This window comes from Planktothrix tepida PCC 9214 (assembly GCF_900009145.1).
Lineage (GTDB): Bacteria > Cyanobacteriota > Cyanobacteriia > Cyanobacteriales > Microcoleaceae > Planktothrix > Planktothrix tepida.
In genome coordinates, this window is the sequence record NZ_LN889803.1 from 258,469 (window position 1) to 277,421 (window position 18,953).

At 38.6% G+C, this 18,953-nt stretch carries 17 protein-coding genes, 1 pseudogene and 1 CRISPR repeat array; of the genes and pseudogenes, 6 read left to right on the top strand and 12 right to left on the bottom strand.

Annotation, left to right across the window (positions count from 1 at the left end):
* Positions 1-26 precede the first annotated feature (26 nt).
* The gene (locus PL9214_RS18955) at positions 27-1,250 is read left to right on the top strand and encodes a DUF790 family protein (RefSeq protein ID WP_072720323.1); all 1,224 of its coding nucleotides are present in this window, start codon (positions 27-29) and stop codon (positions 1,248-1,250) included.
* 224 nt (positions 1,251-1,474) lie between these two features.
* A CRISPR array of direct repeats spans positions 1,475-2,101; the repeat unit is 37 nt; unit sequence GTTTCAATCCCTGAAAGGGATTATAGCTGATTTCAAC.
* 314 nt (positions 2,102-2,415) lie between these two features.
* On the opposite strand, the gene PL9214_RS18960 is transcribed toward PL9214_RS18955, so the two are convergent.
* The 6 genes from PL9214_RS18960 to PL9214_RS18985 all read right to left on the bottom strand — a co-directional run bounded on the left by PL9214_RS18960 (position 2,416) and on the right by PL9214_RS18985 (position 7,730).
* On the bottom strand, positions 2,416-2,706 hold the full coding sequence (locus tag PL9214_RS18960; RefSeq protein ID WP_072720324.1) for a hypothetical protein: 291 nt from the start codon (positions 2,704-2,706) through the stop codon (positions 2,416-2,418).
* Between the two features lie 57 nt (positions 2,707-2,763).
* Positions 2,764-3,756: an ABC transporter permease gene (locus PL9214_RS18965; RefSeq protein ID WP_072720325.1), complete on the bottom strand. Its 993-nt coding sequence runs from the start codon at positions 3,754-3,756 to the stop codon at positions 2,764-2,766.
* Positions 3,757-3,810: 54 nt separating this feature from the next.
* Positions 3,811-4,326 (bottom strand): adenine phosphoribosyltransferase, encoded by a 516-nt coding sequence (locus PL9214_RS18970; RefSeq protein WP_072720326.1) that lies wholly within the window; start codon positions 4,324-4,326, stop codon positions 3,811-3,813.
* A 71-nt stretch (positions 4,327-4,397) separates the two neighbouring features.
* Complete coding sequence (locus PL9214_RS18975) at positions 4,398-4,793, bottom strand: phosphomannose isomerase type II C-terminal cupin domain (RefSeq protein WP_072720327.1); 396 nt, start codon at positions 4,791-4,793, stop codon at positions 4,398-4,400.
* A 130-nt stretch (positions 4,794-4,923) separates the two neighbouring features.
* The gene (locus PL9214_RS18980) at positions 4,924-6,939 is read right to left on the bottom strand and encodes a CHAT domain-containing protein (protein ID WP_072720328.1); all 2,016 of its coding nucleotides are present in this window, start codon (positions 6,937-6,939) and stop codon (positions 4,924-4,926) included.
* A 107-nt stretch (positions 6,940-7,046) separates the two neighbouring features.
* On the bottom strand, positions 7,047-7,730 hold the full coding sequence (locus PL9214_RS18985) for a DUF305 domain-containing protein (protein ID WP_072720329.1): 684 nt from the start codon (positions 7,728-7,730) through the stop codon (positions 7,047-7,049).
* A gap of 118 nt (positions 7,731-7,848) precedes the next feature.
* Between PL9214_RS18985 and PL9214_RS18990 the strand changes: the two genes are divergently transcribed.
* Positions 7,849-8,412, top strand: a complete 564-nt coding sequence (locus PL9214_RS18990; RefSeq protein ID WP_072720330.1) for an NUDIX hydrolase — start codon at positions 7,849-7,851, stop codon at positions 8,410-8,412.
* Here the strand turns inward: PL9214_RS18990 and PL9214_RS18995 are convergent.
* The 5 genes from PL9214_RS18995 to PL9214_RS19015 all read right to left on the bottom strand — a co-directional run bounded on the left by PL9214_RS18995 (position 8,399) and on the right by PL9214_RS19015 (position 14,236).
* Positions 8,399-9,253: a GGDEF domain-containing protein gene (locus PL9214_RS18995; protein ID WP_072720331.1), complete on the bottom strand. Its 855-nt coding sequence runs from the start codon at positions 9,251-9,253 to the stop codon at positions 8,399-8,401. The two genes, PL9214_RS18990 and PL9214_RS18995, sit on opposite strands and share 14 nt — an antisense overlap.
* 95 nt (positions 9,254-9,348) lie before the next feature.
* Positions 9,349-10,197 (bottom strand): GGDEF domain-containing protein, encoded by an 849-nt coding sequence (locus tag PL9214_RS19000; protein WP_072720332.1) that lies wholly within the window; start codon positions 10,195-10,197, stop codon positions 9,349-9,351.
* A 79-nt stretch (positions 10,198-10,276) separates the two neighbouring features.
* Complete coding sequence (locus PL9214_RS19005; protein WP_072720333.1) at positions 10,277-10,630, bottom strand: slr1659 superfamily regulator; 354 nt, start codon at positions 10,628-10,630, stop codon at positions 10,277-10,279.
* A 50-nt stretch (positions 10,631-10,680) separates the two neighbouring features.
* Positions 10,681-11,256, bottom strand: coding sequence for a slr1658 family protein (locus PL9214_RS19010; protein ID WP_072720334.1), 576 nt, complete (start codon positions 11,254-11,256; stop codon positions 10,681-10,683).
* 436 nt (positions 11,257-11,692) lie between these two features.
* A complete protein-coding gene (locus tag PL9214_RS19015; protein ID WP_245824291.1) occupies positions 11,693-14,236 on the bottom strand; it encodes a cache domain-containing protein in 2,544 nt (847 codons plus the stop codon).
* A gap of 285 nt (positions 14,237-14,521) precedes the next feature.
* Here PL9214_RS19015 and PL9214_RS19020 point away from each other — a divergent pair, with 285 nt between their 5' ends.
* Both PL9214_RS19020 and PL9214_RS19025 read left to right on the top strand, forming a co-directional pair.
* A complete protein-coding gene (locus PL9214_RS19020; protein WP_072720335.1) occupies positions 14,522-15,640 on the top strand; it encodes a glycosyl transferase in 1,119 nt (372 codons plus the stop codon).
* Between the two features lie 47 nt (positions 15,641-15,687).
* Entirely contained in the window at positions 15,688-16,104 is a 417-nt protein-coding gene (locus PL9214_RS19025; protein ID WP_072720336.1) for a secondary thiamine-phosphate synthase enzyme YjbQ, read from the top strand.
* Positions 16,105-16,526: 422 nt separating this feature from the next.
* On the opposite strand, the gene hemL is transcribed toward PL9214_RS19025, so the two are convergent.
* On the bottom strand, positions 16,527-17,822 hold the full coding sequence (gene hemL, locus PL9214_RS19030; RefSeq protein WP_072720337.1) for a glutamate-1-semialdehyde 2,1-aminomutase: 1,296 nt from the start codon (positions 17,820-17,822) through the stop codon (positions 16,527-16,529).
* Positions 17,823-17,989: 167 nt separating this feature from the next.
* On the opposite strand from hemL, the gene hisE reads away from it, so the two are divergent.
* Together hisE and PL9214_RS31405 are read left to right on the top strand one after the other, a co-directional pair.
* Positions 17,990-18,565, top strand: coding sequence for a phosphoribosyl-ATP diphosphatase (gene hisE, locus PL9214_RS19035; protein ID WP_072720338.1), 576 nt, complete (start codon positions 17,990-17,992; stop codon positions 18,563-18,565).
* Positions 18,566-18,693: 128 nt separating this feature from the next.
* Positions 18,694-18,849, top strand: a pseudogene (locus PL9214_RS31405) (IS630 family transposase); the annotation flags it as partial.
* Positions 18,850-18,953: the final 104 nt, after the last annotated feature.

Sequence of the window (18,953 nt, forward strand, 5' to 3'; positions counted from 1 at the left end):
TGTGAATTTAGGAACCTTAATTTCTAATGCTACCTTCTGAACTTTTAAGTTATAAACAACAGGGAGAAACGGTTATTCCCCTCCGTTTAAATATTGATACAAAACATATCAATCTAGCAACGGATGTGATTCAATGTTTTGAAGAATCTGTGAATCAAACCCAAGGAGAACTGAATAAAAAGTTACAGGAATTTGAAGGGGATAGTCCTGACTATCGGTTGAAACGAGGATTAGCACATTTATTAAGGAGTAGTTTTTGTACCTTTGAGGTTGTTAGTCCCTTAGAACCTGTAGAATTACGACAAAAAGTATTTGCATTAGCGGCGAAAACTGTACCCAGTTCGGTGGCGACAGAACACACCTTAGAACAGGTAGCGACTCAACTCAGCCAAGACTTAAATCGAGAGGTTTTACCTTATCAAATTTTAGCGGGTCTTTATGCAGATTTACAGGAAAATCGGATTTTAACCCAATTAGATTCTCCCACTCCAGAAGCGTTATTACATCGGTATAATTTATCTCAAGTTCAGGGTATTTTCTATCAAGCCAGCCAAATTATTATTAACGCCTATCGCAATGACCCAGGGGAATATAAATTATTATTTCGTTATTTAAAATTATTCCAATTAATGACTTATATTGAAGGAGATGCAGATCAAGGATTTACCTTAACCATTGATGGGCCGACCAGTTTATTTAAAGCTAGTACCCGCTATGGTTTATCTTTAGCTAAAATGATTCCGGCTTTACTTCATGTCACAAAATGGAGTTTAAAGGCAAAATTACAACAACGTGACCCCTATACTCGTGTGGTGAGAACGGGTTATTTTAGTTTGAATTCGGATTGCGGTTTGGTCAGTCATTATCCACCGGGTAAACCCTATGATAGTATGATTGAACAATCCTTTGCTGAACGTTGGAATAAGTTAAAAACAGAATGGAAATTAGAACGAGAAGTGGATTTAATTCCGCTTCCGGGGAGTGTAATGATTCCTGATTTTCGGTTAGTTCATCCTGATGGACGAGTGTTTTTATTAGAGATTATTGGCTATTGGCGACCGGAATATTTACAAAAGAAGTTTTATCAGGTGCAACGTTCTGGATGTGATACTTTAATTTTAGCGATTTCTGAACGGTTGAATTTAGAAAATGCTGGAATTAATATTAATCGTCTCCCGGTTCCTGTGGTATGGTTTAAGGATAAGTTATCGCCTAAAGCAGTATTAGATATTTTAGAAAATCAAGCCTAAAATATTAATCATACCCTGATAAAGATTATAGTCAATTTCAATCTATGTAGTAAGCCCTTCAGGGCTATCTTCTTGTAGTTTCAATCCCTGATAGGGATTATAGTCGATTTCAACGAAATCATAGCATGAAATTAAAAAAGGCTGAATCAGAGTTTCAATCCCTATCAGGTGCTGAAACTCTGATTTCAACATCGAGTTAATTAGTTTCGTATATCAAGGATTATGTTTCAATCCCTGAAAGGGATTATAGCTGATTTCAACTTACCAAATTCAATGGAGCAAAAAACAATGTTTTTGTTTCAATCCCTGAAAGGGATTATAGCTGATTTCAACCATCATCTTAATTCCTTAAAGGCTTCAGACTTAGAGGATCATCTCGTTTCAATCCCTGAAAGGGATTATAGCTGATTTCAACTTCCTCCCTATCCTTAATTAGCCTAAAGGCTTTTTTGTTTCAATCCCTGAAAGGGATTATAGCTGATTTCAACGGGGATTTTGGATGGAGTCTTTGCGGGAGGGATGTGTTTCAATCCCTGAAAGGGATTATAGCTGATTTCAACCAGCTTGCATTAAGGCGGAGGTCATGTCATTAGTGTTTCAATCCCTGAAAGGGATTATAGCTGATTTCAACAATCGAAGTAATCGTTGAGCATCTTCCCCTACAGCGTTTCAATCCCTGAAAGGGATTATAGCTGATTTCAACGCCGAAACAATTGAGAAGTGGGAAAAGCAGATATTTGGGGTTTCAATCCCTGAAAGGGATTATAGCTGATTTCAACCGGTAGTCCGAAACTCCCACCAGAAGCCAGCGAGGGTTTCAATCCCTGAAAGGGATTATAGCTGATTTCAACCGCAGGCTTCTGAGAGCCTTAATCTATGCAGTTTTCAAGGTGCGATCGCGCTAACCTGATCTGAATATACCATTTCAGCCATCGACTTAGCAACAGGCAAAAATCAAAAAACGCTAAAACCCTCTTCAGATATAGCGTTTAAGAATTGCGACAACCTAATTTAACCTTGAAGAAGCCCCAAACCCAGAACAGACAACAGTTTCAGACGTGAATTTCAGCCCTGGTAATTTCAACAGCGATAGGTTAGCGCAACTTCGGGGGATGCTCAAATATTAGAGGATGAGACGGTTTATGACTTCAATTTGAATAATCTCTTAATTTTGTTGAACTCGGATAAATTCAATATGGGGTAAAAGGGGATCTTTAATCATACCAATTCCCGCAAAACCCCAGCGCTGTAAAATCGGTTTAATTTGCGAACCTGTAATTGATTCTACCGCAAATCTATCTTTCAAATCCCCCGCGTGTTTGTTTAAATAACCCAAGGCATCAAATTGTTCTGAAAATAATAATAAATAACTTGATGGCTTATCCGGGTCAGGACGGGCGGTGACATAACGGCCATCAGATCTCGCTCTAAGAATATAATAAACTTCTGAAAACATTTTAACACAATCCTCAGCGTTTTAAAACAAGATGAAACGATGGAGAACCCTCGGATTTTAACGTAAATCTTCTAATTTTATTCGAGGGTCAACGGCTTTTAAGAGTAAATCTGCTAATAAATTACCGATAATTAACATCACCGCCCCCATCATTAAACTTGCCATAACTAAATATAAATCCTGCTGTTGTACCGCTTGCAAGATTAATTTACCTAATCCCGGCCAATTAAAAAAGGTTTCCGCAATAAAAGCTCCTCCTAATAAACTGGCAAATTCAAAGCCTAATAAGGTAATTAAAGGGTTAACTGCATTGCGGAGGGCATGAATATAAATAACACGATTTTCAGGGAGTCCTTTCGCCCTAGCGGTTTGAATATAATCTTGACGTAAAACATCTAAAAGCTGCCCCCGCATTAACCGTTGTAACCCGGCAAAACTGGTAATACTTAAGGCTAAGGTTGGTAAAATACTATGCCAAGCAATATCCGCTACTTTTCCCAAAGGAGATAAATCCGGGAAATTAATACTGGTCATCCCACCAACGGGAAATAAGGGGGAGGTTTTTTGAGCTAAAAACAATAATAATAAAGCTGTGATGAAACTGGGGAAGCCTTGTCCGGTGTAACTAATCACTTGCAAAAATCGGTCAATGAAACGGTTTTGATGAACCGCCCCAACAATGCCTAACGGAATTCCAATTGCCCAAGTGATAATTAAGGATAAAATTGCTAATAATAACGTAGCCGGAACTCGTTCTAAAAGCAAAGAGGTAACAGACCGTTGATTGGCAAAACTATAGCCAAAATTGCCGTAACCAACAATTTGCCCTAACCAAAACCAATATTGTTCTACAGCCGATTTATCAAGGTGAAATTTTACTCGCAGTTGGTCTAAGGTTTCCTGGGAAATTTGAGGATTATTTGAAAGGTTATCTAAATAATCTCCAGGGGCAAGCTGAGTAATGGTAAAACATAAAGCGGAAGCTAAAAATAGCGTTAAAATGGCTTGTAATAATCGCTTACCAATATAGACAAATGTTTCATTCATCATCTGGCTTTTCCCCTTTTATAACCTGCAAATAACGTCACGGAAAACCGATAAAAATTAATCGTATTCTAACAAACTAATCACCGGAACATCGGGCAATTGTACCCGACCGTTTAAACCCGTGAGTTCCACAACAAAACAAAATCCAGCAACGGTCGCCCCCGCTTGTTGAACTAATTCAGCCGTCGCTTTTGCTGTCCCACCTGTGGCAATTAAATCATCTACAATTAACACCCGATGTCCTGATGAAATTGCATCTTGGTGCATTTCTAAACAATCCGTGCCATATTCTAATTCATATTCAGCCCGATAGACGGCCGACGGTAATTTTTTCGGTTTACGGATAGGAACAAACCCCACGTCTAATTGATAAGCTAAAGGCATTCCAAATAAAAATCCCCTCGACTCCATTCCGAGAATATAGTCAGGAGACAAAGGACGACATTTTTCCGTTAAACAATCAATGGTATACCGCAGTCCTTGGGGGTCTTGTAACAAAGTCGTAATATCTCGGAATAAAATTCCGGGTTTAGGAAAATCGGGAATTTCCCGAATGAGAGACTTTAAATCCATGAGTATTGTAATCAACGAGAAGATCGAATAGACTCAGGGAAATTGTCTCTCATTCTGTGCGCTCTGTCGAGTTATTTTTTCCCTTTGTGTTTGCTGTCTTCATCAGGAAAACGAATAATATCATCGTCCCCCAAATATTCGCCATTCTGCACTTCAATCATCACCAAAGGAATCACCCCAGGATTTTCCACGCGGTGGGGGGTATTCATGGGAACATAGGTGGACTGTTTCGGAAGCAGTAAAGTTTCCTCACCCCCACAAACGACTTTAGCGGTTCCTGCCACTACAATCCAGTGTTCACTGCGATGATAGTGCATTTGGGTACTGATATGATAACCTGGATTGACGACAATGCGATTAATTCGGTAGCGATCGCCTTCTTCAAGTAAACTCACCTGACCCCAAGGCGGTGTCCGAGTTGTACTTTCTTCGGAAATAGGGGTTTGTGCAGTTTTATCTGTGCTCATAATTCTTGTCAGTATCAGAGAATACCAATTTTATAACCTAATTTTGGGGTTAAAATCCCTCTTCATCTTACCTATTCATGAATCCGAATTCAACAATTATTGTTCAAATTCAAGAATCTGGTCAAAATATTTACCAAGGACTGCCAATTAAAGTAAACGCTGACCAATAATAAGGATGAGTCAAAGTTTGAGGCGGTAAATTTCCCAGTTCTGGCGGCAGCAGAATCCTTTGTTTCTCATCGAGTTGTAAATAACCTGCTTCTAATTTTACCTCCCCTTTCAAAAGTTTAATTTGAGCTTTTCTTAATGCCTCAGCTTTAATTTTAGACCCCTGTAATTGACGATAAAACTCAGTCATTAACCCTAACGTTCCCTCATCACTAACATACCATAAACTCGCTAAAGCTGATTTTACACCCGCTTGAACCGCTAACCCTGCAAATCCGAGTTCTGCGTGTTCATCTCCTAAAGCAGTACGACAAGACGACAAAACTAATAACTCCACTGCGGGTTTATTCCATCCTAACTGTCTTAACTGATTTAAACCCAATCGTTCCTTATCCCACAATTGTATAAAAGAATTATCAGGACGTCCGGGGTTAAATTCACTATGGGTCGCTAAATGAATAATTTGATAGGGATAATCTCGCCGTTGACGAATTAAATTATTAATCGTAAAGGCTTGATTCATAAACACATGACCCGACCACATCCGTTGAGTAATTAAATTTAACTCAGTTTCTACCGCAGGTAAGGGTTGTAAATCCACAAACCGACTCGCTCCCATAGCTAAAACTTGCGTATTTTCCAGAGAACGATAACGAGTATCTAATAAACTCAAACTCGGAATTAAACTCAAACTATAATTTTCGACTAAAAAATGCTGACCGTCATGGAGTGCAGCCATCGGTAAACTGCGTAATCCAGCATCTAAACTCAATAATAATGTTTCAATATTACCCGCTTTCAATTCAGATTCAATCGGAGTAATTAACCAGCGATACAGTTGTTGAGAAGCCGATAAATAACTTTCAGAATTTCGATCTCGTGGATTCGTAATTCCAGTTCTAAACTCCTGAACTTTTGCCATTAATTCGGCATGAGAAACATCAACTCGTTTCAATTGCGGTTTTCCATTTTCCGTTAAAATCACCACATCTAAATCATTTTGTCTCAACATCACATAAACCACCGCCGCATGGGTTCCCGTTTCTCGATAAATGCGTTTTAAAACCGATGCTGCATCAGCCGTTGTTAATGAAAAACCCACCACGTCTTGACCGAAATATTCGGCAAATTCATCCCGACGTAATTCCTCTAATCCAGTAAATCCCCCCCAATTTCTATCCTGCAATTGAGTTTGATTAGCACTAAAGATTAAATTATTAACTTCACGAATGGGAATCTCTAATTTTTGTTGAGAATTAACTTCTTTTAAACCCGGAAAACCCATCATCGGAGGCATTCCCGGTGCGCCATTTCCAGGAACTAATCGCGAATCCAACTGCAAAATCCCCGGAGAATGATTTGAAAACGGCCCAGAAGTTATCCCTATTGGGGAGGGGTTAGTATTACTTAAAATCATCTGACCTTGAGGATTAACACTCACATGATTCGCCGGACTATTAAAGGGAGAACCTGTTAGTAATTCAGGTAAGGCTAACGGACTCACCGACCCATTTCCCAGAGTTGCTGTCACCGGGACTTCTAAATTTAACATTTGTCCCATTCCTGATAACTGAACAAAATTACCATTCCCCCCTGGAGTGGGTTGGGGTGCTGCATTTCCTGGTATTGAATGGGGAGAAGGTGAGAGGGGACTGGTTGAAAACATCGACGGAGAATTAGGCGGTAAAACAATATTATTTCCACCCATCGGTTGATTTTGAATCGGTAGAAAATTCCCCGGCATTGCAGAGGTAGAGTTAGGGCTAAAAATAGTGGAATTATTAACAGGAATAGCTGGAAAAAACAGTGCGGAATTTAGATTGGAAATTTGGCTAGGGGGGACAGCACGCCCCTGATGTTCCCCAGGGACAGCCATGACACCCCCAGAAACCCCAGGCATTTCAGCCATCGCCGGACAAATAAGACCATTTAAAACCAAAAGGGGGATCAATTTTGCAGTGAATCGATGGGTTTTCATGTCGTCTAAACTCCTTAGACATCCGGCGAATCCAGACGCCTATCAATAGTTTAGAGTATTTTCTGCCTAAAAAATCCGGCTTTACCAACTCTTTACCGATTGGCTATTTATTTCTTCAACCCTTGATTTAACCATTGCTGCATTAACTTAATTTCCGCTTCTTGAGATGTTAAAATAGCTTGAGCAAGTTGTTGAATTTCCGAGCGTTTTGATTTGGTTTGAGCATCTTTTGCCATGATTAATGCCCCTTGGTGATGGGGAATCATCGCGGTGAAAAATCGTTGATCAAAACCTGAATCAGCCGCCCCTAAATCAGCCATCATCATCATTGAATCCATTTGTTGGGAAGACATGGGCATACTATGACCCATAGCCGCATGATAAGCAATGGCATCTTTTGCTTGGGGATACCAAGTTTTTCGCCATTGCTGCATCTGAGCAATTTCTTTTTCTTGAGCTTTAATAATGTCTTCGGCTAATTTTTTAACTTCAGGACGAGTCGATTTTTGGAGAACTTGTTGAGCCATGTTAATAGCGCCTTGATGATGGGGAATCATGGCATCAATAAAGCGTAAATCATACTCAACATCGGCTGGGCCTAAATCCATCATCATGCCATGATTTCCTGACATCATGCTGTGATTTTGACTTAGGATTGTTTCAGAACTAACGGGAGTTGCTGTTGAAGAATTAATCGGTTTAGAAGAGGATTCAACTGTTGTACAAGCACCTAAACTTAAGGTCAGGAAAATTCCGAGGATAGAAGTTAACAAGTCAGGGTTAAATCTCATAGAGTTTGGGTTCAAAATTTAGAATGGAAAGGTGAATTTGTTAGAATAAAAGCGGAGTTAATCTCAGAGGTAAACTCCTCAGTTTTAGTTTGACATTCAAAAATGAAATCAGGATGAAATGGTCAAAAATCATCACCCCCCATCGTCTCCTTGGAAAGTCATTCAACTTTTAGCCGAGATTCATTCTCCTTGGGTAACGGTAATTGCGGAACAATTACAAGATGATCAAGGTAAAATTGTAGACTATTGGCGAGTGGAAAAAGCTGATTCTGTTGTGATTTTAACGATTCAGAATCAAACCTTGATTTTACCTCGACCTATGTATCGTCCAGGGGTCGGAAAAACTACACTTGATTTTCCAGGAGGACGAGTTTCCTCAGAACAAACACCTTTAGAAGCAGTTCCCTTAATTCTTCAAAAAGAGTTAGGGATTCAATCTCATGAAATTGCTAAAATTATCACTTTAAATCATGAGGGATGGGCAATTAATAGTTCTTTTTCTAACCAAAAATTGTATGGATTTATGGCTGAAATTTTACCAAATATTTCTATCAATCCCGAACAAATTGGAGCAATTTACCCGATTACAACTCAGGGAATTGAAGCGTTACTCAAGGATTTAGTTTGTCTTCAATGTCGAGGAATTTTATTAGAATGGAAACAGAAATTTAAAATAAATTAGCCTTTGAAATATCAACTACAATAACCCGATCTCGTCCCTGTTTTTTAGCTTGATATAAAGCGATATCTGCTAGTTGTAATAACTCATCACAGGAGTTTCCATGATCAGGAAATCCAGAAACTCCAATGGATACCGTAATTCCTTCTAAAAAATTATAGGAATATTCCTGTTTTAAGTTTTTAACTTTCAGGCGGATTCTCTCAGCAATCATTTGAGCGATTTGAAGATTGGTATTCGGTAAAATAAAGACAAATTCTTCACCACCATAGCGATAAGCCATATCAGAAATACGGAGAACATCTTTTACCGTTTTACTCACCAATTTCAGAACAATATCTCCGGCTTTGTGACCAAACTTATCATTAAACCCCTTAAAATAATCAATATCTGCCATTAAAACACTTAAACATTCTTGCACCTTTTGGGCCGAATTTAGTACCTGGGGAAATACGGTGTCTAAATATCTTCGATTAAATAATCCTGTTAGGGAATCATGAATACTATCATAATGTAAGCTTTCTTCTACCAGATTACTATGTTCAATCGTGGTTTCCAAAATTAACTCTAAATCATTTTTTTCCTGACGTAATAAACCGACTAACGATTGCAGGTGTTCTTGAGAAGCTTGGAGTTTAATTTGTGCTAAATGACGTTCGTGAATTTCTGCTTTTAGTTGTTGATAGGATTTCTGTAATTGAGCTTCTACTAAATCCCCATGAGCCGTCGTAATTTCTAATAAAATTTCTAGGTCAGCTTTTTCCTGCTTCAGGGTTTTAATCTTCTGGCGGAGTTCGTGAATATAGTTTAGTAGTTGTTTTTCAGAACAAGGATCATTTTCCATTAATTTATGCTGGTCTTAAAGGATGAAATAATAAGCAAAGTTCTCTAAATTCAATATACATTTAAAATTCATCCTATTCAAATTGGATGAGTTGATTATAGCAAGAGTTCATTAGCCGTAATCGCACAGTTTCGTCCTTTGGCTTTCGCTTCATATAAAGCGGCATCAGCCGATTCTGTGAGTTGCAAACTCGATAATCCGTGGACTGGAAAACTGGCAATTCCCAAAGAAATTGTCAGTTTTTCCCAAAATGCGTCATGCTTTTCTATCCTCAATCTTTCAACTCCTGAACGCAGTTTTTCTGCTAAATTTTTAGCTTCTTCTAAAGACGTTCTGGGTAAAATCAGCATTAACTCTTCTCCTCCATATCGACAAGCAATATCTGATTGACGAATATTATCAATCAAAAATTGACTGATTTCCTGTAGAACCACATCTCCAACTTGATGCCCCCATTTATCATTAAACCTTTTAAAATAATCGATATCAATCATAATAACACTGAGGACTTGCTGATGTTCCTGGGCATATTTAAGATGACGGTCTAAGGATTTTTCCTGATAACGTCGATTAAACAAACCGGTCAAGGGATCTCGAATACTAAGATTGTGAGTATATTCTTCAATAAAATCTCCATGAGCCGTTGCTGTTTCTAAGATAATTCTCAAATCATGATTGGCTTGGCTGACAGTTTCCAGTAAGAGTCTGAGTTGACGTTCTGATGCTTTTAATTTAGCTTCAGCTAGTTTTCGTTCTCGGATTTCAAAGTGCAATTGTCGGTTGGATTCATATAATTGAGATTCTACTAAATCAGCATGAACGGTTGTTGCTTCTAATAAAATTTCTAAATCCAACTTTTCCCGTTTCAAGATTTCTAACTCTTGAGAGAGTTTTTCCGTTTCCAAGAACAGTTCAGAGAGTGAGTGGGGGGTGGTTTGCTGCATCTTTAAAGTATCCCTCTGGTCTATAAATAAATACTTTAGTTTAGCCTTTAGCCTTCATGGGTCATGGAAATGAAAGAAATTATTTAATCTTGAGTTCCAAAGTTGGCATTAATCGTTGTAAATTTTTTAGGGATTTTCCTTGCCAGGGAATTGTATTAGAGGCTAAAATGATTAATCCCATTTCTTTCTTTTGACGAACTTTAATAACAAATTTAGACAGCATATTAATCCCCGAACTATTCAAAAACTCTAACTCTTGGAGATCCAGGGTAATCAAGGTGGGTTCTTCTAGCAAAATATCATTCAGTAACTTAATCACAGGATTAGTATCTTCAAGACCACTCAAACGCAATGAACCTGATAACGTGATGGTATGGGTATTACTCTCATAGCTCACTTGATAATCTTCCGTTTTAAATTCTTTCATTACCATTGTTATAATCCTTATATTTTGGGGGTAAATTAAACGTGGAATTTTAAAGTTTAAATGGCAAGTTGAACCATTGTTGTGACGTTGACAATTTTAGGTTCTGTTTGAATGGTTTCAAATTTCCATCCCAATCGAGCGAAGTAATCATTAATCATGGTTAAATATCCCAAGCCAGACTGGGTATCATTTTCTAAATTTTGTTCGATTTGCTTAATATACAATTCTTCGATATCAGAATTTATCAGTTTTTCAATAAACTCTTGAAAGGGTTGAACAGCTTCAGGAGTAATGCTATTCACGACAACAAAGATTAGTCTATCTGTTTTTAAATACAGTTGAATGCTAATGGGTTGATTGACTGTATCATCGCTAAATTTCATCGCATTTTCTAATAATTCATTTGCAATAAAACTAACGGAACTTTTAATGTCATTTTGTCGAGAGGAAGTCGCTTGATCATATTCACTTTTTGGGAAAAATGTTGTTACATAATCAGCCATAAAATTAGCTGACAAACCATTATTACGCCAACGCTGTTTGAGCGGCATGGAATAGGGAGAGAAACCAATCATCAGAAATTCATTGCTGACGAGAGGAACTTCAACAAAGTCGCCAAAAATCTCGGTCATAAATTCTTTAAGTGATAACAAACCAAAGGCTATTGAGCTAATCATTTTACTTTTTTACGAAAAGTAAACAAGGGTAAAATAAATAAATTTAGGGAAAAGCACTAAAACAGTGGGAGTCGAATCTCTAAGTGTAACTGGGCTAGGGTGAGTGTAAACAATCTAACCCCATAAAGCAGCTTGGTGAACTGTTGTCAACTTCCCGATTGAAATCTTAGCAAAAGCTGTGGGAGCTTATTTTATCATACAATGTTAAAAACATTAATCCAATTTTTAAAGGATAAAGAAAGATTTAATCCAGATTCTGCAATGACCTAGATTACTAAACTTGTGTACAAGCTGTCAAGAAACAATTGATCTAGATCCTCCCGGTCTAAAATTTAACTCCTTTTCTGTTTCTTTCAAGCTGAATTTGCTGATCCTGTTGAAACAATGCAGATTACCTTGAGAAAGATTGCAGCACACGCTGTAAATAAATTTGAGCAACTTGATCCGATGGATTTTCCCGCAAACAGGTTTCAAAACAATGAGCAGATTCAGGAAAAGCTTCCAGATGATAGAGGGTTAAGGCTTGTTCAAATAACGTTTTTGTTGCCACTTTTCTGCGATATAAATCGGGCGGATCAGCATCAAAAACTTCAAAAACTGATACCATTTCTGATTTTCCTTTCACCCTAACTTTATCAATCACACGGAAGGAATAGATATTAGGATCTTCCAGTCGCAAAAAGGTATGTTCACTAATTAATAAAGGGATGCAATAACGTTTACTTAATTCCTCTAGTCGAGCTCCTAAATTTACAGCATCGCTAATAACGGTACTATCCATTCTGTGTTGTCCACCAACAATCCCTAACATTAAATCCCCCGTATTAATTCCAATGCCAATTGTAATCGGAGGACGATCAGGACGTTGACGAGTGAGATTATATTCTGACAAGCGTTGTAACATTGAAATTCCAGCTTTGACGGCATCATCAGCACTACCTCCAAACAGTGCCATAATCGCATCGCCAATATATTTATCAATAAATCCTCGATTTTCAGTAATCGCAGGTTCCATCCGCGATAAATAAGCATTAATAAATTTAAAGTTATCTTCAGGAGTCATCCGTTCAGACAGTTGGGTAAAACTGCGAATATCTGAAAATAAAATCGACATTTCTTTTTGTACCGCATCCCCCGATTTAACATCCACTAAACTTTCATAGCCTAAAAACGATAAAAATTGATTCGGAACAAATCGACCCGCCGCATCCGTTAATTGTTCTTCTTCATCTAAGGCTAATTCTAAATTACAATTAATCTCAAACATTTCTTCAATAAACCGTTGCCGTTCTTCTTCGGCGCGTCGGCGTTCTGTAATGTCTTGAAACACGCCAATGGCATAGGCAATTTGTCCCCATTCATCATAAATTGGCGTTCCCCAAGTTTGTAAGGGAATAATTCGCTCTAAATATTCAATTTCTAATTGATCAACACTGCCAATTCCCTCATGCAAAGCTTTAAAAATAGGTAAATTTTCTAAGGGATAGGGTTTCTTAATATCTGAGGAGGAATTAGAATAAATATTCAATTTTAAAGGGGGATCAGAAAAGAAAACTTTGTTTCCTAATAATTCTTTAACCACTTGATTCGTATAGTATAATTTTCCGGTGGCATCCACAACCACGACTCCTAATGGAATCGCTTCTAAAAGTTGATAGAGTCGTTGATTTTGTACTCGTAATTCCGCCATTAAATCCAAATTTTCGGTTTTAAGGCGTTGGTTGAGTAGGGTAATTTCTTGATAGGCTTGGGTTAATTGAGTTTTCTGAGCTTCAACGGTTTGTTTTTCTTTTTTTAATTGGGTGAAGCTGTCTCGTAATTGAGCTTCTTTCTGCTGAAGAAGGGCAACTTTTTCTTCTAAACCTGCATAAAGACGGCGTAATTGTCGAGTCATTCGGTTAAAAGCGATCGCTAATTGTCCGATTTCATCATCGGTTGTCACTGGCGCAACTAAGGTTAAATCTCCATCCGATACTTGAGTTGCCGTCTGGGTAATTGCTAAAATGGGACGAGTAATTTGTCGAGCTAGAATATAGACTCCTACAGCTAAAATAACCGCCGAAGTTAATCCAACTGATAAAATAATCCAAGCCAATCGATGGGCAGGTGCATCGGCTTCTGATTGGTGCATTTCTACTAATAATGCTAAGTCTTGTTGATCTAACCACCGATAAACCCCAATGACTGGAATTCCTGCATAGTTTAAATAGATTTTGCGACCGTCTTGTCCCGCTAACGCCGCTTCAATTCCCCGGCTATGAATCTGAGTCGGAAAGTCATTTCGACCAAAACCTTCGGCGGTGACAAACCTCTGAGATCGATCTACTAAATAAGTTTCCCCACTCTTACCTAAACCGGTTTTATCAAAAACAATTTCTTCCATTTTTTTCAGGTTTAAATGAGTGACTAGCACCCCAAAGACATTTTGATCTTGTCCAGTAATGGGTGTGGAAATAGTTAAAGTGGGTTTATGGGTGATCGGCGAAAAATAAATATTTTGTACAAAAGTATGGTAACGACCTTCTTTAAAATATTGTTCGTTAAATCGATATTGGCCTTCAAATTCGGGATTGGTCGAAAAAATAACTTTTCCGTCCTTAGCTGTCAAAAGCTGCACTTTCTTTAAGTCTGGTTTAGCAGCTAGAGCAGAAGCCATATATTGCTTAATTTGAATATAGGCATCCCTCCATTGGGGGGAACGCGCATCCACCGTCAATAGAATCGCTGCGGCTGTTTTGAGATCGGGTAATTGTGCTAAAGAAACGGTTGCATTTTTTTGATTCTCCACCCATAGATTTAACGCTTCTTCTTTCAGGGTAGCCGTCACTTCCAATCGGTCAAACACCAACTGTTGAATGGAGGCTTTGGCGCTTTGAAAGGCGATGGCCCCCACACAGAAGACGGTTACTACAGATAACAGTAAAAAGTAGACCACAAGCCTGGACATCAGGCTTTTTGTCCAGAATTTCATTCAATTGGCCCTTCATCACCTGTCACAACTCACGTTTTCAAGGTCTTTTGTCTGGCTAAGGACTTTCTTTTACCTATATTAGCTAGTTCCGAAAGAACTCATTGCAGCAGCCTCAATTGGTGATCCTTATTTTATCGGGTTTCGGTTGACCCTTGAGTATTGAGGCTTTATTGTTGACAGCGAATCCCTCACACCTGACCCTTGAGTTCATGCCAAAATTGAAGAACTGTTAACTTGAAATTTACCTTTATGTCAAGACCTACTGTCTATTTAGCGATTACAAATCATGGATTTGGTCATGCTGTGCGATCTGCTGCGGTTGCTAATGAAATTCAAAAGCGTTGTCCTGATGTGTTATTAATTCTGGTGACAACAGCACCTCGATGGTTATTAGAATCTTATCTGGAGGGGGATTTTATTGTCCGTCCCCGTGGGTTTGATGTGGGGGTAGTGCAGTCTGATAGTTTAACGATGGATAAAGCTGCAACTTTACAGCAATGGCAACAAATTCGCCAACAAGACCGTTCAATTATTGCCGGGGAAGTCAGTTTTATTAAACAAAATAAAGTTAATTTAATTTTAGCAGATATTCCCCCCTTAGCTTCAGCGATCGCCTCATCTGCGGGAATTCCCTGTTGGATGATGGGGAATTTTGGTTGGGATTTTATCTATCGAGATTGGGGGGAAGAGTTTATGGAATTAGCGGATTGGATTTCGGGTTGTTTTAGTCAATGCGATCGCTTATTTCGCTTTCCCCTTCATGAACCGATGACGGCTTTTCCCCATACAATTGATGTGGGTTTAACGGGGGGAAATCCTCGGTTTAATTTAGAAGCTTTGAGAGAAAAATTAGGAATTACGACTCCTCCTGAAAAAACTATCTTATTAACTTTTGGCGGTTTGGGATTAAATGCAATTCCGGTTCATAATTTTGAACAATATTCTGATTATACCTTTATTACCTTTGATGTAAATTTACCGTCTTTCCCGAATTTAGTTCAAGTAAGTAATTTTTTGCAATTACCGGATATTGATTCCCATTTATTTCGTTTGCGTCCGGTGGATTTAATGCCTTTGTGTGGACGAGTTATTTCTAAACCGGGATATAGTACCTTTGCGGAAGCATTACGGTTAGATATTCCTTTAATTTCTTTAACAAGAGATGGATTTGCCGAAGCCCCCGTTTTATTAGACTGGTTACAAAATTATGGGACGCATCAACTGATCCCGTCGGCTGAATTTTTTGAAAATAATTGGGATTTTATCCATCAACCTCTACAACCCCCTCAGCTTTCTGAAAGATTAGATAAAAATGGCAATGAAGCGATCGCTCAAGCGGTTGTTGACTATCTTTTGAATTTACCTTAAAATTTAAGCATAATAAAGCCATAAAGGGCTTACTACGGGTTTTAATTATGGCGCATTATCAGGAAATTTTAGAGATTCAGACCAGTGGTAAATCATTTTCTAATATTACCCATTATGTGCAGGAAATTGTTAAAAATTCGGGGATAAAAATCGGAATTTGTCATTTGTTTTTACGACATACTTCCGCCAGTTTAATTATTCAAGAAAATGCTGATCCTGATGTTTTAAGAGATTTAGAGAACTTTTTATCGAAATTAGTTCCTGAAGGTAATTATTATATTCATGATGCGGAAGGCTTAGATGATATGCCAGCCCATATTAGAACCGTTCTCACCCATACCTCTGAACAAATCCCCATTTCCCAAGGACGATTATTATTAGGAACCTGGCAAGGAATCTATCTCTGGGAACACCGTCGCCATCGTCATAGCCGTGAATTAGTCGTACATATTATGGGGGAATAATATTAACATATTATTTGATGGCAATTATAGGTTATAATTTTGATTAATACGATTTGAGGTTAATCGTTATGGTACAATAAACCCATCCTATTCATGACGAATATCCTGAACCCAAGGGAACTTTAACCCGTTCTCTGAAATATTATGCGAGAACCCCTGAAGAACCGAAATTATTAGCTAGGGAGGTTTATTTTGTTTCTTCTGAACTCTGTTTTTATGAAATAAAACGCAGTTTAGTATTATCTATTAAAACTGGGGCTACCGATGAAGGACTCGAAAAATTAAACGCTATTAGTACCATCAATGTCAAGCATTTAGGGTTGTTTTCCAATGCTCAAGAATGGCAAAATATTAGTTATTAAATCTCTAGTAACGGTGGGGTGAGTCAGTGGATTTTTTCTAACTCACCCCAACCCCAAAACTTACAAACTAGACATCACTTCTCTAGCCGCTGCTAAGGTTTTTTCAATGTCTTCATCCGTATGAGCTAAAGACGTAAACCCAGCTTCAAATTGAGAAGGAGCTAAATAAATTCCCCGCTCTAACATTCCACGATGGAAACGGCTAAATTTAGCTAAATCGGATTTTTTAGCATCCTCATAATTGTGGACTGGCCCTTGGGTAAAAAATAAACCAAACATTCCACTAATTTGTCCCCCACAAGCCGCATGACCGGTTTCTTTAGCTATTTTTAACAACCCCTCACTTAATTTTTTGGTGATTTTATCCAAATATTCATAAGTTCCAGGTTTTTGCAATAACTCTAGGGTTTTGATTCCCGCAGTCATCGCTAAAGGATTTCCTGATAAGGTTCCCGCTTGATACATCGGGCCAGCCGGAGCGACCATTGACATAATATCCCGACGTCCACCATAAGCACCAACAGGTAAACCGCCACCAATGACTTTTCCTAATGTCGTTAAGTCCGGTGTCACCCCGAATTTCTCTTGAACTCCGCCATAAGCAATGCGGAAGCCAGTCATCACCTCATCGAACACTAATAAAGCCCCATTTTCCTTTGTCAGTACCCGTAGACCTTCCAAAAACCCAGCATCGGGAGGAATAAAGCCAGCGTTGCCTACAATCGGTTCTAGGATGACTCCGGCAATTTCACCTGGATTTTCAGCAAATAGCTGTTTGACGGCTTCTAGGTCATTGTAGGGGGCTGTGAGGGTACTACTGGTAACGGATTTGGGAACTCCAGGAGAATCAGGTAAACCCAATGTAGCGACCCCTGAACCTGCTTTCACGAGGAACATATCTCCATGTCCGTGATAGCAGCCTTCAAATTTAATTAATTTATCCCGTCCGGTGAAAGCCCGCATCAAACGCAATACGGATAAACACGCTTCCGTTCCTGAATTGACAAATCGTACCATTTCAATGCTCGGAACTGCATCAATTACCATTTCAGCTAGAACATTTTCTAATACGCAAGGAGCACCGAAACTGGTTCCTTTGTCTAAAGCGTCTTTGAGGGCGTTGATGACATCGGGATGGGTATGACCGCAAATGGCTGGCCCCCAGGAGCCAACATAATCAATATATTGATTACCGTCAACATCCCAAACATAAGCCCCTTTGACTCTATCAAAGACAATGGGTTGTCCCCCGACGGACTTAAACGCCCGTACTGGAGAATTAACGCCACCCGGCATTAGTTTTTGGGCTGCGGCAAAAATTTCTTCTGATTTTGTAGTTATTAAGGGTAGGGTCACTCTGAGATAATCTCCTTGAATGGTAAAATTGTTTAGGTTAATGCGTTAAAAGCTGTATGAATATCGCTTTTTTACAGCTTTTTAACAGGCAGGATGCCTGTTCCACAGGAAAACCAACAAGATGATATTGTAGTCAAGTTAGGGTTCTGGTTGTATTGGTTAAATTTATGTCAAGCTCAAAACCCCTAGAGTTAAGCCTGTTGAGTCCTATTGATACAATTCGTTACAATGAAAAAGGATTGATTCTGGCCGTTATCCAAGATTGTTTAGAAGGAACGGTGTTTACCTGGGTTTGGATGAATGCAGCAGCTTTAGAAAAAACCCTATCCTCTCAGCAAGTTTGGTCTTGTCAAGAGGCAGAAATTGTGTTATGGAATGCAGAAATTTTAGTCAAAGAAATTCGCTACAGTGATGAAAATCCAATGGTGATTATTGGAGTTGAAGAACAACATCAGGAATTATCAGGAAATACCTTATCAGGATTATTTGATGTGATTTGCGATCGCCGTGACTATCCCCAACTCGAATCCTATACTTGTAAATTATTAGCGGGGGGAGATAACAAAATTCTCAAAAAAATTGGGGAAGAATCCGCCGAAGTGGTGATGGCTTGTAAGGACAAAGACAAAGATGCGATCGCCGGGGAAGTTGCTGATTTATTTTATCATACTTTAGTGGCTTTAGCGTATCATGATGTAGATTTGAGAGAAGTTTATCAAAAATTAGAAGAACGACGAAAATAAACCCGTAGGATGTGTCAGCAACTTTAGAATTGTTCTATCTCAAGCCCTCTAAGTAGGTAGGCAAGAAGAAACGAAAGTATGTAAAGATAAATAAAGAGGAAGAAGAAATCTACCGAGGTCATGAAAATATGGGTGCTCGTTTAAGGGTATTTCTGACTCGTGAGCAAGATAAAACCCTGTTCAAGCTGAGAACGGCAGATGTGCCACAGAAAGTTAAAGACCGAGCGGAAGTGATTCGCTTAAGCTCACAAGGTTGGTACGTCGAAAAAATAGCAACTTATTTCAATTGAAATTTCACTCGGAGCAACAACCCCGTTAACTTTTCGTTACATACTTGTCGATTTTCTCGCCTACCTACTTAAATGCGACATTTAATTTGATAATCGAC

Coding starts and splice junctions, on each gene's coding strand:
- PL9214_RS18980 (WP_072720328.1), bottom strand. CDS start 6,939: ATGAAAACCCATCGATTCACTGCAAAATTGATCCCCCTTTTGGTTTTA.
- PL9214_RS19010 (WP_072720334.1), bottom strand. CDS start 11,256: ATGACCGAGATTTTTGGCGACTTTGTTGAAGTTCCTCTCGTCAGCAAT.
- PL9214_RS19000 (WP_072720332.1), bottom strand. CDS start 10,197: ATGCAGCAAACCACCCCCCACTCACTCTCTGAACTGTTCTTGGAAACG.
- hisE (WP_072720338.1), top strand. CDS start 17,990: ATGTCAAGCTCAAAACCCCTAGAGTTAAGCCTGTTGAGTCCTATTGAT.
- PL9214_RS19025 (WP_072720336.1), top strand. CDS start 15,688: ATGGCGCATTATCAGGAAATTTTAGAGATTCAGACCAGTGGTAAATCA.
- PL9214_RS19020 (WP_072720335.1), top strand. CDS start 14,522: ATGTCAAGACCTACTGTCTATTTAGCGATTACAAATCATGGATTTGGT.
- PL9214_RS18990 (WP_072720330.1), top strand. CDS start 7,849: ATGGTCAAAAATCATCACCCCCCATCGTCTCCTTGGAAAGTCATTCAA.
- PL9214_RS18965 (WP_072720325.1), bottom strand. CDS start 3,756: ATGATGAATGAAACATTTGTCTATATTGGTAAGCGATTATTACAAGCC.
- PL9214_RS19005 (WP_072720333.1), bottom strand. CDS start 10,630: ATGGTAATGAAAGAATTTAAAACGGAAGATTATCAAGTGAGCTATGAG.
- PL9214_RS18955 (WP_072720323.1), top strand. CDS start 27: ATGCTACCTTCTGAACTTTTAAGTTATAAACAACAGGGAGAAACGGTT.
- PL9214_RS18960 (WP_072720324.1), bottom strand. CDS start 2,706: ATGTTTTCAGAAGTTTATTATATTCTTAGAGCGAGATCTGATGGCCGT.
- PL9214_RS18970 (WP_072720326.1), bottom strand. CDS start 4,326: ATGGATTTAAAGTCTCTCATTCGGGAAATTCCCGATTTTCCTAAACCC.
- PL9214_RS18985 (WP_072720329.1), bottom strand. CDS start 7,730: ATGAGATTTAACCCTGACTTGTTAACTTCTATCCTCGGAATTTTCCTG.
- PL9214_RS18995 (WP_072720331.1), bottom strand. CDS start 9,253: ATGGAAAATGATCCTTGTTCTGAAAAACAACTACTAAACTATATTCAC.
- PL9214_RS18975 (WP_072720327.1), bottom strand. CDS start 4,793: ATGAGCACAGATAAAACTGCACAAACCCCTATTTCCGAAGAAAGTACA.